The organism is Burkholderia sp. FERM BP-3421, assembly GCF_028657905.1.
Taxonomy (GTDB): domain Bacteria; phylum Pseudomonadota; class Gammaproteobacteria; order Burkholderiales; family Burkholderiaceae; genus Burkholderia.
Genome location: NZ_CP117781.1, coordinates 2,785,931 through 2,801,835 on the forward strand (window position 1 = coordinate 2,785,931; position 15,905 = coordinate 2,801,835).

Genomic DNA, 15,905 nt, shown 5'->3' on the forward strand with positions numbered 1-15,905 from the left:
GGCCGGCCGCGGGCGCGGGCCTGGCCGGCGGATGCCGGCGCCCACACCGGTCCCATTCGCCCCTGTCGAAAAACGCGCCCCGACGGCCGCCCCCGTCCCGCTGCCGCCTCGGCGGCCTTGCCGGACGGGCGATTCCGGCCGATTCGTCGAGTAACGTGCGTTTTTCTCATGCTCGACGCGAAAATAAGTCGTTTGTCGTGCGCTAAACGCATGAACAGAATGACTTCCATCCCGTAACGCGCGTTTCGCCACCGCAGCGATCCGCCCGAATCCATCGGAGGAGCCACCTCATGCGCACCGAACGCAACTACGTGAACGGCCGTTTCGTCGCCCCGCACAGCGACGCCTTCATCGTCGTCCACAATCCCGCCACCGAAGCGCCGTTCGCGCGCGTGCCCGCCGCGACGGCGGCCGACGCGCTGGCCGCCGTCGACGCCGCGGCGGCCGCGCAGAAAGCGTGGCGCAAGCTGCCGAGCGCCGAGCGCGCCGCGTACCTGCACCGCTTCGCCGATGCGCTGACCGCGCGTGCGCCCGACATCGGCGCGGCGCTCGCGCAGGAATCCGGCAAGAGCGTCGAGGACGCATCGAACGAAGCCGTCTACGCCGGCCAGATCACCCGCTACCACGCCGAATGGGCGCGCCGGATCGAGGGCGAGATCATCCCGAGCGACACGCCCGACGAGAACCTGTTCCTGCAGCGCGAGCCGATCGGCGTCGTCGCGTGCCTGATCCCGTTCAACTATCCCGTCTACACGCTGCTGCGCAAGGTCGCGCCCGCGCTGATCGCCGGCAACACCGTGGTCGTGCGGCCGAGCAACCACACGCCGGTGTCCGCGTTCGAGATCGCGAAAGCCGCCGACGACGCGGGCTTCCCGCCCGGCGTCGTCAACATCCTGACGATGGACCACGCGACGGCCGAGACGCTGTGCACGCATCCGGCGGTCGGCATGATCACGCTCACGGGCAGCGTGAACGCGGGCCGCAAGGTGCTCGACTACTGCAAGGCGAACATCGCGAAACCCTCGCTCGAACTCGGCGGCAAGACGCCCGCGATCATCGAGCCCGACGCCGACCTCGAACGCGCGGCCGCCGCGCTCGTCGCATCGAAAACCACGCATTGCGGCCAGCTCTGCACGGCCATCGAACGCGTGTACGTGCACGACAGTGTGCACGACCGTTTCGTCGCGCTGCTGAAGGAGAAGATGGGCGCGGTCCGCAGCGGCGACCGCGCGGCCGATCCGTCGAACATGGGCCCGCTCGTCAGCGCATCGGCGCGCGCGCATATTCACGCGATGGTCGAACGCGCGATCGCCGACGGCGCGACGCTCGAAACCGGCGGCGCGATCCCCGACGGCCCCGGTTTCTTCTACCCGGCCACGCTGCTGACGAACTGCCGGCAGGACATGGAGATCGTGCAGGAGGAAACCTTCGGCCCGATCATGCCCGTGCTGCGCTACCGGACGATCGACGAAGCCGTCGGCTTCGCGAACGACCACCAGTTCGGGCTGTCGTCGGTGCTCTACACCGAGCATTACCGCACCGCGATGACGGTCGCGAACGCGATCGAGGCGGGCGAACTGTACGTGAACCGCACGCCGGCCGATCCGTACCAGGGCTTCCACGCCGGCTGGAAGCGCTCGGGCCTCGGCGGCGACGACGGCAAGCACGGGATGCTCGAATTCACGCAGACGCGCCTCGTCGTCATGAAGTACTGACGCAACGCCGACGCGCCGCTTCCGGCGCGCGCGTCGCCCCTGATCCGATCTAACACACAATAAATCTGCAGGCTTCCGCCCGAAGGAAGTCTGATGGAGGACGACATCATGCCGACCCAACCGTCGACGCCCCTCGCGTCGCTCGCGGGGCACGCCCCGACGCACGCGTCGCAGGACGCGCGCGCGCAACGCTACCTGCAGTTGCTGCTGCTCGTGATCGCCGCGGGCGCGATCTATCCGATGCTGTACCTGCGGCAGGTATACCAGCCGACGATGCTGCAGTTCTTCCATATCGACGACGTGCAGCTCGGCTACCTGTATTCGTCGCTCGGCACGATCTTCCTCATCAGCTACCTGCCGAGCGGCTGGCTCGCCGACCGCCTGTCGCCGCGCTGGCTGATCTGCTTCTCGCTGCTCGCGACCGGCGCGCTCGGGCTCGTGTACGCGACCGGGCCGTCGTTCGACACGCTCGTGCTGATCTTCGGCGGCTGGGGGCTGACCACCGGCCTCACGTTCTGGGCGGCCGTGATCAAGCGCGTGAACATGATCGCGGGCCCCGATGAACAGGGCCGCTTCTTCGGGCTGCTCGACGGCGGCCGCGGGCTGGTCGAGGCGCTGCTCGCGACGATCGCGATCACGCTGTTCGCCTACGTGACGCAGGCGCACGGCGGCACCGACGCGGCCGGTTTCAAGCTCGTCGTGCACCTGTACGCAGGCTTCTGCATCACGCTCGGCGTGCTGCTGGCGCTGGTGAAGGATCCGGCGCGCGCGGGCGACCGCGCGACGGCGACGAAGCGCCGAGGCAGCGTGCTGACCGACCTGAAGACGCTCGCGGCGATTCCCGAACTGTGGCTCGTCGCGGCGATCGTGTTCTGCGGCTACCAGGTGTTCTGGGCGACCTACAGCTTCTCCGCCTACCTGCACGAGGGCAATTTCGGGCTCAGCGCGACGGCGGCCGGTTTCATCACCACGCTCAAGCTGTGGATGCGCCCGATCGGCGGCATCGGCGGCGGTTTCCTCGGCGACCGCGTATCGAAGGTGTCCGTGCTGTTCTGGGCGCTCCTGCTCGCCGCGCTGTCGCTGGTCGGGCTGATCGCCGCGCCGCCGCACAGCCCGCAGGCGATGCTCGTCGTGCTCGTGCTGTTCATCGGCATCCTCACCTACGCGATCCGCGGCCTGTACTGGTCGCTGCTCGACGACTGCAAGGTGCCGACGCATTGCGCGGGCCTCGCGATCGGCATGATCTCGGTGCTCGGCTATTCGCCCGACGTATTCGTGCCGCTGATCAACGGCTACGTGACGCAGGCCTATCCGGGCGCGCACGGCTATCAGCTCTATTTCGGTTATATCGCCGCCGTCGCGCTCTGCGGCGCGGGCGCCGCCGCGTTCCTCAAATACCGTCTCAAGGAATCCGCATGAAGATCGTTTCGCTCGAAACCCATATCGTCGCCGTGCCGCCGCCGCATATCGGCGGCATGTACTGGATCTTCGTGAAGCTGAAGACCGACGACGGCATCGAAGGCGTCGGCGAGATCTACTCGGCGACGTTCCATCCGAAAGCGATGGGCCCGATCATCGACGACGTGTTCGACCGCTACCTGCTGAACCACGATCCGCACCACGTCGAGCGGCTGTTCCGCCAGACCTATTCGAGCGGCTTCACGCAGCGGCCCGACCTCACGATGATGGGCGTCGTCAGCGGCCTCGAAATGGCGTGCTGGGACATCATCGGCAAGGCCGCCGGCAAGCCCGTGTACGAACTGCTCGGCGGGAAGATCCACGATCGGCTGCGCTCGTACACCTACCTGTATCCGAAGAACGCGCAGGGCGAATACGACTACGACGATCCCGACCTCGCGGCCGAATGCGCGGCCGAGAACGTGAAGCTCGGCTTCACGGCGGTCAAGTTCGATCCGGCCGGCCCGTATACGGCCTACTCGGGCCACCAGCTGTCGCTCGAAGTGCTGGACCGCTGCGAGCTGTTCTGCCGCCGCGTGCGCGAGGCCGTCGGCAGCAAGGCCGACCTGCTGTTCGGCACGCACGGGCAGATGGTGCCGTCGTCGGCGATCCGGCTCGCGAAACGGCTGGAGAAATACGACCCGCTGTGGTTCGAGGAACCCGTGCCGCCGGGCCAGGAGGAAGCGATCGCGCAAGTCGCGAAGCACACGTCGATTCCGATCGCGACCGGCGAGCGCCTGACGACCAAGTACGAATTCCACAAGCTGCTGCAGGCGGGCGGCGCGTCGATCCTGCAATTGAACGTCGCCCGCGTGGGCGGCCTGCTCGAAGCGAAGAAGATCGCGACGCTCGCGGAAGTGCACTACGCGCAGATCGCGCCGCACCTGTACAACGGGCCCGTCGGCGCGGCCGCGAGCATCCAGCTCGCGACCTGCACGCCGAACTTCCTGATCCAGGAAAGCATCATGACCTGGGGCGGGTTCCACTCGGAAGTCGTGAAGACGCCGATCCGCTGGGAAGACGGCTACATCGTCCCGTCGAACGAGCCGGGCCTCGGCATCGAGCTCGACATGGACGTCGTGCGCCGTCACACGCCCTATACCGGCGAGCGGCTGCACCTGCAGATGGGCGAGAAGCCCGTCGACGTGAAGGATCTCGCCCCCGCCAAGGGCTGACCGGGAAAAACGCGACCATGACTTACGACTACATCATCGTCGGCGCGGGCTCGGCCGGCTGCATCCTGGCGAACCGCCTCAGCGAATCGGGCCGGCATTCGGTGCTGCTGCTCGAAGCGGGCGAGCGCGACGCGTCGTTCTGGTTCAAGGTGCCGGTCGGCTTCACGAAGACCTATTACAACCACCGCTACAACTGGATGTATTACAGCGAGCCCGAGGCGCAGCTCGCCGGGCGCCAGCTGTACTGCCCGCGCGGCAAGGTGGTCGGCGGGTCGGGCTCGATCAACGCGATGGTCTACGTGCGCGGCCAGCGCAGCGACTACGACGACTGGGCGAACGCCGGCAATCCGGGCTGGGCGTACGACGACGTGCTGCCCTACTTCCGCAAGCTCGAAACCCATGCGGCCGGCGCGACCGATCCGCGGCATCACGGCTCGACGGGGCCGATCCACATCACGTCGATGAAGGCCGACGTGCATCCGATCGTCCACACGTTCCTGAAAGGCTGCGAGCAGTTGAACCTGCCGCGCACCGACGACTTCAACGGCGCGCAGTTCGAAGGCGCGGGCATCTACGACCTGAACACGAAGAACGGCGAACGCTGTTCGAGCAGCGTCGCGTACCTGCGGCCCGCATTGCGCCGCGCGAATCTCACGCTGCGCCCGGGCGTGCTGGTGCGGCGCGTGACGTTCGACGGCACGCGCGCGACCGGCGTGGTCGTGGCCGGCGCGCGCGGCGACGAAACGCTCGTCGCCGCGCGCGAGGTGATCCTCGCGGCCGGCGCGGTCGATACGCCGAAGCTGCTGCAACTGTCGGGCGTCGGCGATCCGGCGCTGCTCTCGCGCCGGCGCGTGCCGCTCGTGCATGCGCTGCCGGCGGTCGGCCGCAACCTGCAGGATCACCTGTGCGTGAGCTTCTATTTCAAGGCGAACCGGCCGACGCTGAACGACGAGATGGGCACGCTCGTCGGCAAGCTGAAGATCGGGTTGCGCTACCTGCTGACGAAGCGCGGCCCGCTCGCGATGAGCGTGAATCAGGCGGGCGGCTTCTTCCGCGGCGCGCGCGACGCATCGGAGCCGAACCTGCAGCTTTACTTCAACCCGCTGTCGTACCGCATTCCGAAGAGCGCGCACGCGAGCATCAAGCCCGAGCCGTATTCGGGCTTCCTGATCGCGTTCAACCCGTGCCGGCCGACGAGCCGCGGCACGATCGAGATCGCGTCGAACTGCGCGGAAGACGCCGCGAAGATCCGCATCAACGCGCTCACCACGCAGAAGGATCTCGACGAGGCCGTGCAGGGCAGCAAGGTGATCCGTGCGCTGATGCGCGCGCCGGCGCTGGAATCGATGACGGTCGAGGAAATCTCGCCGGGCCCGCAGGTCGACTCGGACGAAGCGATGCTGCAGTACTTCCGCGAGCAGTCGGGTTCGATCTACCACCTGTGCGGATCGTGCGCGATGGGACCCGATGCGGCGACGTCGGTCGTCGACGCCTCGTTGCGCGTGCATGGGCTCCAGGCGCTGCGGATCGTCGATGCGTCGGTGTTCCCGAACATCACGTCGGGCAACATCAACGCGCCGACGATGATGGTCGCGGAGAAAGGCGCGGATCTGATTCTGGCCGATGCGGGGCGGGACGAGACGGCCGCGCCGGCAAGCGAGCGGGAACCCGTCGCGCACTGAACGGCCGGCGTGAGCCGGTCGAAAGCCGGTCATGCCTCACGCGGGCATCCTCCTCGCGCGGCAGGTTTCCGATTCAAAGCCGACACACAGGAAAGAAATCAGGAGGCGGCGCGCGATCGCCTTTCTCTCGCGCCGATCGTCATCATGTCCGCCGGTCGGGCTGCGACGAAGCCGTGCCACGCCGCCGACCGGCCCGGCTTTTCCACCGTCGTCGCCGGATTCGCCCCGGCCTTCGCGCTGCTTGCCGTCGTCGTCACGTCGGGCGAGACTCAAGGCGCACCTTCTCTGCCTTGACGCGCACGACGCGGCGTACATCCCGATCGATTCCGGCACGCACACCGGGCCACACCTTGCCGGCGAAGGCCGCGCGCCGCGCGGCCTGACCGGGCCCGGCGCGTCAGTTCGCGCTCGTGCGCTTCTCCACGAACCTGCGCACGTAATCGTCGGCCGGGCGCGACAGGATGTCGTCCGGCGTGCCGACCTGCACGAGCGTGCCGTCGCGCAGGATCGCGATCCGGTTGCCGATCCGCAAGGCCTCGTCGAGATCGTGCGTGATGAACACGATCGTCTTCGCGAGCGTCGCCTGCAGCTGGAGCAGCTGATCCTGCATCTCGGTGCGGATCAACGGATCGAGCGCGGAGAACGCCTCGTCCATCAGCAGCACGTCGGTATCGGCGGCCAGCGCGCGCGCGAGGCCGACGCGCTGCCGCATCCCGCCCGACAGCTCGTCCGGATAATGGTCGCCGTAACCGTCGAGCCCGACCTTCGTCAGCCAGTTGCGCGCCGCCTCGACCGCGTCGTGGCGCTTCTCGCCGCGCGTGCGCAGCGCATACGCGGCATTGTCGAGCACGGTCTGGTGCGGCAGCAGCCCGAAGTTCTGGAACACCATGCTGACCTTGAAGCGGCGCAGTTCGCGCAGCCCGTGCGCGTCGAGCTTGATCACGTCGCTGCCGTCGATCACGATCTCGCCGGCCGTCGGCTCGATCAGCCGGTTGAAGTGCCGCACGAGCGTCGACTTCCCGGAACCCGACAGCCCCATGATCACGAAGATCTCGCCCGACGCGATGCCGAGGCTCACGTCGTTGAGCCCGACGTTGCAGCCCGTTTGGGCCAGCACGTCGGCCTTGCGCTTGCCGCTCCTCAGCAGGTCGAGCACGCGCGCATGCGCGGCCTGCGGCCCGAACAGCTTGTACACGTGTTTGACGTCGATGGTCGCCATGTCTGCCTCCGTTCCTATGCGCGCGACGATTGCGCCGCCTGATTCGAATCGACGCTCGCCGACTGCGCCTTGCGCGGCTGCCGGTACGGCACGCGCGACGCGCCCTTCTGCCGGCGCTGCTGCGCGAGCCGTCGCCGTGCGCGGCGTTCCTGGCCGAAGCCCTGGCTGATCCGGTCGATCACGATCGCGAGGATCACGATCGCGAGGCCGGCCTGCGTGCCCTTGCCGACGTCGAGCGTCTGGATGCCCGCGAGCACGTCCTCGCCGAGCCCGCGCGAGCCGATCATCGATGCGATCACGACCATCGACAGCGCCATCATCGTCGTCTGGTTGATGCCGGCCATGATGCTCGGTCGCGCCAGCGGCAGCTGCACGTTCACGAGCAGCTGCCAGCGCGTCGTGCCGAACGCGCGCGCGGCTTCCGTCACGTCCGGATCGACCTGGCGGATGCCGAGGTCGGTCAGGCGGATCAGCGGCGGCAGCGCGTAGATGATCGTCGCGAGGATCGCGGGCACCTTGCCGAGGCCGAACAGCATCAGCACCGGGATCAGGTACACGAAGCTCGGCAGCGTCTGCATCACGTCGAGCACCGGCAGCAGCACCCGGCGCAGCCACGCGCTGCGCGAGGCGAGGATGCCGGCCGGCACGCCGATCGCGACCGACAGCACCGTCGCGACGAGCATCAGCGCGAGCGTCTGCATCAGCTTGTCCCACAGGCCGAAGCAGCCGATCGCGTAGAGCAGCAGCATGAAGAGCGCGCCGAGGCCGATGCGGCGCGTCGCGTTCCACGCGATCGCGCCGACGACCAGCAGCACGAGCCACGGCGGCGCCACGCGCAGCGCGCCTTCGAGCGGCACGAGCAGGTAGCGCAGCAGCAGCGTGCTGAAATGATGGAAGCTGTCGCCGTATTGCGCGACGAAGGTCTCGAGCGCGCTGTTGACCCAGTCGGCGATCGACAGGTGCAGGAAGAAGCCGTTCATGTTGATTCTCCGTCGCGCCGCGCGGGCGCGTGACGGCGGCGGCGGCCGGCGCGGGCCCGCCGCCGCGCGCAGGTTACGCGCCCTTCAGGCTGCCGGCGATCTTCTGCGCGACGTCGGCCGGCACCCACTGCTTCCACAGGTCCGGGCGGGTCTTCAGGAACTGCGTGGCCATCGCCGCGCCGTCGATCTTCTTCGTCGTCATCTCGAGGATCGTCTGGTTCAGGAAGTCCATCGGAAAACGCACCTTGCCGAATACGCCGACGAGATCGGGATTCGCATCGGCGAACGGCTTCGACACGCCGACCGTCAGCCGCGACACCATGTACGACGACGCGCACTGGTGCGTGCTGCTCTCGTCGCGCAGCGTCTTCCAGCATGCTTCGTTATAGGCCGGCATCTTCAGCGCCGTGAACTTGTATTTCGCCATCAGCGCGGCCGGGCCCCAGTAATAGAACACGATCGGCGCGCCGCGCTGGTACGCGGACGCGATCGCCGCGTCGAGCGCCGCGCCCGTGCCCGGATGGAAGTTCGTATACGACTGGTCGAGCTTCAGCACGCGCAGCAGGCGCGTATTCACGCGCTCGCAGTCCCAGCCGGTCGGGCAGTTCAGGAAACGGCCCTTGTCCGGCTCCTCCTCGTCGGCGAACACCTGCTTGTACTTCGGCAGATCGTCGACCGACACGAGCCCGGGCGCGACCGGCTTGAGGTTGCGCGCCGGATCGCCCTTCACCACGTATTCGGGCACGAACCAGCCTTCCGTCGTGCCGCCCGGCAGCGTGTCGCCGATCAGCTTCACGGAACCCGACGCGACGGCCTTCGCGGTGATCTCGCTGCGGCCCGTCCACTGCTCGGCCCAGATCTGCAGGTCGTTGCGCGCGAGCGCCGTTTCGGTCGCGGCCGTGCTGCCCGGCACGACGTCGGTCTTGCAGCCGTACCCCTTCTCCATGATCTGCCGCAACACCTCGGTCGCGAACGATCCGCTTTCCCACGTGATGCCCGCGAAATGGACCGTCCTGCCGTCGGCGCACGCGCCGCCGGCCGCGTGGGCCGCGGGCGCGGACAGGATTGCCGCGGCGGCGAACAGGACCGCTTTCAGTCGTCGAATCTGCATGGTGGGTTGTCTCCAAATCGAATCTGTTGTTTGTGCGTCGCGGCATGCGCGGCGACCGGCGAATCGCAAATCCATCCACGTCCGGTCAGTCTGCATGTTTCCGCCGCCAAATTGTTTAGGGAAACGAGTAATTCCGATCATTGCAATCGGCGCCGCCAATCAATATCGGAACGCGCTGTCAGGCCCGCCGGACGGACTTCGCGGCCAATTGTAAGCAAGCGCGCGCGGTCCGGCGCGGGCGGTATCGCGCCCCGGTTCGACGGCGGCCCGGCCGGCCTTGAAGCACGGCCGCGCGCATGCCGTCTTGGCCGTCGAAGCCGCCCGCCGGCCCGCCATTGGCGATCCCGATCCCACCCATCGAAATTACTCGCTTTCGCTTCATTTTCGGCTTGGGAAGAATGCCCGGTGTCATCGGAGGAGACACGGCCCGACACCGTCGGTCGCCGCGCCGCCGCGCCTTGCGCGCGTCCGGCGCCGCGCCCGCTGCGCCGGATCGCCCCGGATGACGGGACGCGCCTCGCCGGACGCGCTCACGACAATCGATACAAGCTGGATATCCCGGAGATCTCTCAATGAACAAGAAACTGACGGCGCTCGCCGTAACGGCGGCATTCGCCTCGCCGGTGTTCGCGCAAAACAGCGTCACGCTGTACGGCGTGATCGACGAAGGCCTGAACTACACGAACAACGCCGGCGCCGGCCACGTCTACGAGATGGCGAGCGGCTACGCGCAGGGCAGCCGCTGGGGCCTGAAGGGCAGCGAGGATCTCGGCGGCGGCATGAAGGCGATCTTCCAGCTCGAAAACGGCTTCGACGTGAACAGCGGCCGGCTCAACCAGGGCGGCCGCATGTTCGGCCGCCAGGCGTACGTCGGCCTGAGCCAGGCGCAGTACGGCACGCTGACGTTCGGTCGCCAGTACGACTCCGTCGTCGACTATCTCGCGCCGACCACCGCCAACGGCAACTGGGGCGGCTACCTGCTCGCGCATCCGTTCGACAACGACAACACCGACAACTCGTTCCGCCTCGACAACACGGTGAAGTACGCGAGCCCGAACTTCAGCGGCTTCCAGTTCGGCGGCGCGTACAGCTTCAGCAACAGCACGAACTTCTCGGACAACCGCGCGTACAGCTTCGGCGCGCAGTACCAGAACAACGGGCTGCTGATCGGCGCCGCGTACCTGCAGGCGAACCATCCGGGCGACGGTTCGGCCGGCGCGATCACCGCGAACGACGCGAGCTACATCGCCGAGCGCATGCGCGTGTTCGGCGCGGGCATCAACTACACGTTCGGGGCCGCGACGGTCGGTTTCGCGTACACGAACTCGAACTACAAGAACCCGACCGGCAACGGCTACCTGAGCACGCCGGGCGCGATCATCGCGCCCGGCGCGACGGTCAGCGCGATCAAGTACCAGAACTTCGAGCTGAACGGTTCGTACCAGATCACGCCGGCGTTCATGGTCGGCGCGCAGTACGTGCTGTCGCTCGAAAAGTACGACGCGTCGACCGGCGACGCGAAACCGAAGATCCACTCGGTCGGGCTGATGGCCGACTACAACCTGTCGAAGCGCACCGACGTGTACTTGCAGGCCGCGTACCAGCACGTCGCGGGCGACAAGACGAACTCGATCCTCGACCAGGCGTTCATCCCCGGCACCGACGCGCCGTCGTCGACGTCGAACCAGGTGGCCGTGCGCCTCGCGCTGCGCCACAAGTTCTGACGCGCCCCGGTTCTCCGTTCTTCACGCGACGCCCGCGCCGGTCGGCCCGAGGTGTCTTTGTCCGCCCGCAGGCGTCACGCCCGCGGGCGGCTTTTTCATGGATCGCCGGCAGCAGAGCGCCCGATCGCTTCGTCGCACGCTTGAGGGAATGGGAGACGGTCGGCGCGGGACGGTATCGTCCGTTCGCGAGGCCCGCCCCCGCATCGACGCGGCGCCCCGCGATCCGGCGACAGTCGAACCCGGTCGGCCCGGCAGGCGTGATTCAACTTCGGATGTCTCGTCATCGATTCAACGACGGCAGCGATGCGCGTCACCTCCACGCGATGTCACGTCGCAAGCGCCGCGACGCGTTTCGTGCTGCCCGGGGAACGCGCCCGGCCCATCCGACGAACGCGCTCAGATCACCTCGAAACGCAGGCCCGCATCGCGCGTCAGGCGCGCGATGAAACGGTCGTCGAACATCGTGGCCGGCGTCCAGAAGCCGCCCGCGCGGCCGACCTTCGCGCCGTCCTTGACGTGGTCGACCGCCAGGCTCAGCACCGCCTGCCCCAGCATCTTGCCGGTGGAGCCGTAACCCGGATCGCGGTCGCCGGTCACCTTCACGCGCATGACCTGGCCCGCGTCGCCATGCCCCACGAAGCGGATATCGTAGCGGCCGGCCAGCTGCGCTTCCGGGCTCGGGCCTTCGCCGGGCTTCGGCAGCAGGAAGCGCTCCATCAGCGTGCGCACGGGCTTGACGACGACGCCCGCCATGAACGCGCCGAGGCCCGCCGTCATCGCGAGCGCCGCCAGGCGTCCCTTGAAACCGGCCCCGGTCAGCATCGCCTCGTCATAGGCGAAGCGGCCGCCATACGCATTTCCCGACAGCGCATTGGAACGATGCACGACGCGCTCGTTGATCGCCGCCATGACGAACGGCGCGATCCACGCACCGAAATCCGCATCGAAGCTCGCGCCCTTGAGCATGCGCTGACGCACCGTGAAGCCGTGCCCCTCGGGGCACAGCGCATAGGGATTCAGCAGCGCCCTGCGCAACTCGGGATCGGCCGTCGCCTCCCTGACGACGTTGATGAGGCTCGCCACCGTGCCGCCCGACGCGCCGCCCTTGAGCGTCCTGACGCGCATCTTGACGCGGGTCGCCGGCACGCCCCATGCGCGCAGCGCCTGCTGCTGCAGGAAATACACGCCCAGGTCCGACGGCACCGAATCGAAGCCGCAGCAATGCACGATGCGCGCCCCCGATTGCCGCGCCGCGCTTTCGTAGCGCGCGATCATCCGCCGGATCCACTGGGTCTCGCCGGTGAGGTCGCAATAGTCGGTGCCGCTTTCCGCGCAGGCCTTCACGAGCGGCTCGCCGTACAGCGCATACGGCCCGACGGTGGAGACCACCACCCGGGTCCGCGCGCACAGCGCGCGCAGCTGCGCGTCGTTCCCGGCGTCGGCGACGATGACGGGCAGGGACCGGCCCGCCTCGCCCAGCGCCTGCCGGACGTTCGCGAGCTTCGCCTCGGCGCGGCCGGCGATGGCCCAGCGCGGCGCATCGGCCTGCCCCGCGAGATGCTCGGCCAGGTAGCGGGTCAGGATCTGGCCGACGAAGCTGGTGGCGCCAAACACAACGAAATCAAGATCCGGAGCGGTCATCGAGGATTCCTTGCGAAGTGCGGGAGGGACGGCCGGCACGGCGGCCGCGCGCTCAGTGTCCGGCAGGATCGAACGCCGTCAGCGGCATCGGCAGGTCGAGCACGAGCTGCGCATCCTTGACCACGTCCAGGCGAACCCGGGTGGCGGCGCCCAGCCCGTTCAGCAGCTGGCTCAGCGGGCCGCCGCCGCGCGTCAGCCTGACGTCGCGCGGGAGCATGCGCTGCGCGAACGATAGCATGTTGGTCCGGACCGAGGTCTGGTGCCACGCGCCGTCGATCAGGTGGATCATCGTCGTGCTCGCCATGTGGGACTGCGGCGCGACCTCGCGCAAGGCCGGCAGCGGCGCGCGCAGGATCAGGTCCGGGGTGCCGTCGGGCGCGGCGATGGACGCGTTCACGTCCGCGCCGATGGCCACGTCGATCGCGGCCCGCCATTTCGGCAGCTGATAGCCGTGCACGCCGCGCACCCGTGCGATCTCGGTCGTGACGGGCAGCGCCAGCACGTGCGCGCAGAAGCTGCGGCGCCGCATCGACTGCAACAGTTCCCGCGCATGCGAGCCGCGCGCGCCCGGCCGCCGGATCACCACCGCGACCGACGCTTCGTCGTAGGGATCGTTGTCGCAGACGGCATACGAGAAGAAAGTCAGCGCCACCAGTCCATGGCCGGGAACCGCGCGCAGCGGTTCGAGCGGCGCGGGCAGCGTGGCGCGCAGCCGGTCCAGCGGCGCGAGCATCAGCAACTGCACGCTGCCCGCGCGGTAATAGAAGTTCGGCGCCCAGGTCGGGCCGATCCGCGATGCCGCCAGATGCTTGGGTATCCTGCGGAAATATTCGATGTTGCCGGCGGCGGGATCCCGCGCCACCTCGTCGAGGTCCGGGTTCATCCGGAAGCGGTCGTAGTAACCGCCCGCCGGCACCTCGACCTGCTGCGCACCGAATTCGACCTGAGTGAAACGCCCGTCCCTGTCCATTGAAGTTCCTCGCCGAGTGCCCCGGCGTCCCGCCGGTCGGTCACCGTCGACGCCCACTCTAAGATTGAACACGGCTTCAAGGTCAAGCGTTCCGGGGCGCATCGACGCACGGCATCCCACCCTTGAAAAAGACGCTTGACCTTGAAGCTGACTTCAAACCTAAAGTCGAGCCACGATCACACGAGGCCCTCTGCCATGAACGTATTCGACACCCTGACGCTCCCCAACGGGTCGAGCATTCCGAACCGCATCGCCAAGGCCGCCATGGAGGAAAACATGGCGGACGCCGACCACGGGCCGTCGGAACGGCTGATGCGCCTGTACGAGGCCTGGGCCGAGGGCGGCGCGGGCCTGCTCATCACCGGCAACGTGATGGTCGACCGCCGCGCGATGACGGGGCCCGGCGGCGTGGTGCTGGAAGACGACCGGCAGCTCGACAAGTTTCGCCGCTGGGCCGCGATCGGCCGCGCCCGGGGCGCGCAATTCTGGCTGCAGATCAATCATCCCGGCCGCCAGATGCAGGCCAACCTGGGCCAGGAAACCTGGGCGCCGTCGGCCGTGGCGATGAACCTGGGCAAGATGTCCAAGTACTTCGGCACGCCGCGCGCGATGACGCGCGACGTCATCGACGACGTGATCCGGCGCTTCGCGCGCGCGGCGCAACTCGGCGAACAGGCCGGCTTCACCGGCGTGGAGATCCATGCGGCGCACGGCTATCTGCTGAGCCAATTCCTGTCGCCGCTCACCAATCGCCGCACCGACGAATGGGGCGGCTCGCTGGAGAACCGGGCGCGCCTGCTGCTGGAGATCGTCAAGGCGGTGCGCGCCGTGGTGTCGCCCGGCTTCGCGGTCGCGGTGAAGCTCAACTCGGCCGACTTCCAGCGCGGCGGCTTCAGCGTCGACGATGCGCGGCAGGTGGTGATGCTGCTCAACGGGCTCGGCGTGGATCTGGTCGAGTTGTCGGGCGGCAGCTACGAAGCGCCGGCCATGCAGGGCGAGGCGCGCGACGGCCGCACGCTCGCGCGCGAAGCCTATTTCGTCGAGTTCGCGCGCGACCTGCGCACGGTGGCGAAGATGCCCGTGATGGTCACGGGCGGCATCCGGCGCCGGCCGGTGGCCGAGCAGGTGGTGCACAGCGGCGTGGACATGGTCGGCATCGGCACCGCGCTCGCCCTCGATCCGTACCTGCCGCGCGACTGGCGCAAGGGCAAGGACAACGCGCCCGCGCTCGCGCCGATCACCTGGAAGAACAAGGCGCTGGCCTCGCTCGCCAACATGGCGAGCGTCAAGTTCCAGCTGCGCAAGCTGAGCCGCGGCCAGACGACCGATGCGCATGTCGCGCCGTGGCGCGCGCTGGTGCTGCAGGAAGTGGGCAATGCGTGCCGCACGCGCCGCTACCGGCGCGCGATGGCGCGGTTGGCCCGGCATTGATCGGAAAGCGACGCCCCGCAGCCCGGGGCGTCGCACCGTCAATCCCCGCCGACGCGCGCAACACGCGCCGGCGGCCGCCCGGGATACCCCGGCGCGTATCGTCCATCAGCCGATATCCGGCCCTTTCGGGATGAATTCAAGCATGATGTCGGGAACGATCACGGGGTCGATTCTTAATTGGAACTTGTCTCTGGTAGCCGGGTCGGGAATCAACATTTTCACGCCGTCGGTAATGATAAATTGATTCAGCGCCCCCGCTATCACGATCACCGCGCCATCCGACAGGGCGGTACCGCGCGGACAACGATCGACCAGGTAATCGTTTATGCTCACCGTGGGCGACTTGAACAGGTTGTTGAAGGTCCTGAGGTTCGGAACATGACGCAGTTCCCCCTGCAGCACCAGGTAGATCTTCTGGTCGGCAGGGACGCTGTGCGTCACGAGCAAACCATCGTAGATGTGCCAGTCGACATCTTCGATCACGTCGTCGATCTTGGCCAGCACCGCTGTCGCATCGACATTCCTTTCACGTCCTGAAATCTCGCTCATTGCGGTTCCCCTTTCAATTTATTAATTACATTTCCGCTTCATTTCTCACGAAACGGCAGATACGAATATAGAAATCGTTAAACCATTTACCAAGTCGAAAAACAAAAAAAGCGCATCGCTTTCAATTGCTTCAATTCGATTAAATTTATCTGACGATCGGATTTCCCATTCCCGATCACGGGCGCATGCGGACCCGTGCATCCCGCGCATCGCAGGCATGCGCCGCGCGGCATCGCCGAACCCGCCGCGC

Annotated in this window: 13 protein-coding genes; 6 read left to right on the forward strand and 7 right to left on the reverse strand. The window is 67.6% G+C overall.

The features are described 5' to 3' along the window. The first annotated feature begins 290 nt into the window (after positions 1-290). From aldA to Bsp3421_RS15160, 4 genes are all read left to right on the forward strand, one after another. Complete coding sequence (gene aldA, locus Bsp3421_RS15145; RefSeq protein ID WP_273996745.1) at positions 291-1,715, forward strand: aldehyde dehydrogenase; 1,425 nt, start codon at positions 291-293, stop codon at positions 1,713-1,715. 108 nt (positions 1,716-1,823) lie between these two features. Continuing rightward, entirely contained in the window at positions 1,824-3,134 is a 1,311-nt protein-coding gene (locus Bsp3421_RS15150; protein WP_443111519.1) for an MFS transporter, read from the forward strand. After that, positions 3,131-4,348, forward strand: a complete 1,218-nt coding sequence (locus Bsp3421_RS15155) for a mandelate racemase/muconate lactonizing enzyme family protein (protein ID WP_273996747.1) — start codon at positions 3,131-3,133, stop codon at positions 4,346-4,348. The genes Bsp3421_RS15150 and Bsp3421_RS15155 overlap by 4 nt, the downstream gene beginning before the upstream one ends. Before the next feature lie 17 nt (positions 4,349-4,365). Further along, positions 4,366-6,030 (forward strand): GMC family oxidoreductase, encoded by a 1,665-nt coding sequence (locus tag Bsp3421_RS15160; protein ID WP_273996748.1) that lies wholly within the window; start codon positions 4,366-4,368, stop codon positions 6,028-6,030. Between the two features lie 36 nt (positions 6,031-6,066). Here Bsp3421_RS15160 and Bsp3421_RS15165 read toward each other — a convergent pair whose 3' ends face one another. From Bsp3421_RS15165 to Bsp3421_RS15180, 4 genes are all read right to left on the reverse strand, one after another. Then, positions 6,067-6,303: a hypothetical protein gene (locus Bsp3421_RS15165; protein ID WP_273996749.1), complete on the reverse strand. Its 237-nt coding sequence runs from the start codon at positions 6,301-6,303 to the stop codon at positions 6,067-6,069. A 124-nt stretch (positions 6,304-6,427) separates the two neighbouring features. After that, positions 6,428-7,249: a quaternary amine ABC transporter ATP-binding protein gene (locus Bsp3421_RS15170; RefSeq protein WP_273996750.1), complete on the reverse strand. Its 822-nt coding sequence runs from the start codon at positions 7,247-7,249 to the stop codon at positions 6,428-6,430. Between the two features lie 14 nt (positions 7,250-7,263). Beyond that, the gene (locus tag Bsp3421_RS15175) at positions 7,264-8,229 is read right to left on the reverse strand and encodes an ABC transporter permease (RefSeq protein ID WP_273996751.1); all 966 of its coding nucleotides are present in this window, start codon (positions 8,227-8,229) and stop codon (positions 7,264-7,266) included. A 73-nt stretch (positions 8,230-8,302) separates the two neighbouring features. Continuing rightward, positions 8,303-9,340, reverse strand: a complete 1,038-nt coding sequence (locus Bsp3421_RS15180; RefSeq protein ID WP_273996752.1) for an ABC transporter substrate-binding protein — start codon at positions 9,338-9,340, stop codon at positions 8,303-8,305. A gap of 572 nt (positions 9,341-9,912) precedes the next feature. Between Bsp3421_RS15180 and Bsp3421_RS15185 the strand changes: the two genes are divergently transcribed. Continuing rightward, entirely contained in the window at positions 9,913-11,064 is a 1,152-nt protein-coding gene (locus Bsp3421_RS15185; protein ID WP_273996753.1) for a porin, read from the forward strand. A 396-nt stretch (positions 11,065-11,460) separates the two neighbouring features. Here the strand turns inward: Bsp3421_RS15185 and Bsp3421_RS15190 are convergent, their stop codons facing one another. Together Bsp3421_RS15190 and Bsp3421_RS15195 are read right to left on the reverse strand one after the other, a co-directional pair. After that, positions 11,461-12,705 carry a saccharopine dehydrogenase family protein gene (locus Bsp3421_RS15190; RefSeq protein ID WP_273996754.1) on the reverse strand — a complete coding sequence of 415 codons (1,245 nt, stop codon included), beginning with the start codon at positions 12,703-12,705 and terminating at the stop codon, positions 11,461-11,463. Between the two features lie 52 nt (positions 12,706-12,757). Then, positions 12,758-13,675, reverse strand: coding sequence for an acetoacetate decarboxylase (locus tag Bsp3421_RS15195; protein WP_273996755.1), 918 nt, complete (start codon positions 13,673-13,675; stop codon positions 12,758-12,760). Between the two features lie 195 nt (positions 13,676-13,870). On the opposite strand from Bsp3421_RS15195, the gene Bsp3421_RS15200 reads away from it, so the two are divergent. Continuing rightward, the gene (locus Bsp3421_RS15200; protein ID WP_273996756.1) at positions 13,871-15,106 is read left to right on the forward strand and encodes an NADH:flavin oxidoreductase/NADH oxidase family protein; all 1,236 of its coding nucleotides are present in this window, start codon (positions 13,871-13,873) and stop codon (positions 15,104-15,106) included. A 105-nt stretch (positions 15,107-15,211) separates the two neighbouring features. Here the strand turns inward: Bsp3421_RS15200 and Bsp3421_RS15205 are convergent, their stop codons facing one another. Beyond that, a complete protein-coding gene (locus tag Bsp3421_RS15205; RefSeq protein ID WP_273996757.1) occupies positions 15,212-15,655 on the reverse strand; it encodes a hypothetical protein in 444 nt (147 codons plus the stop codon). Positions 15,656-15,905 lie beyond the last annotated feature (250 nt).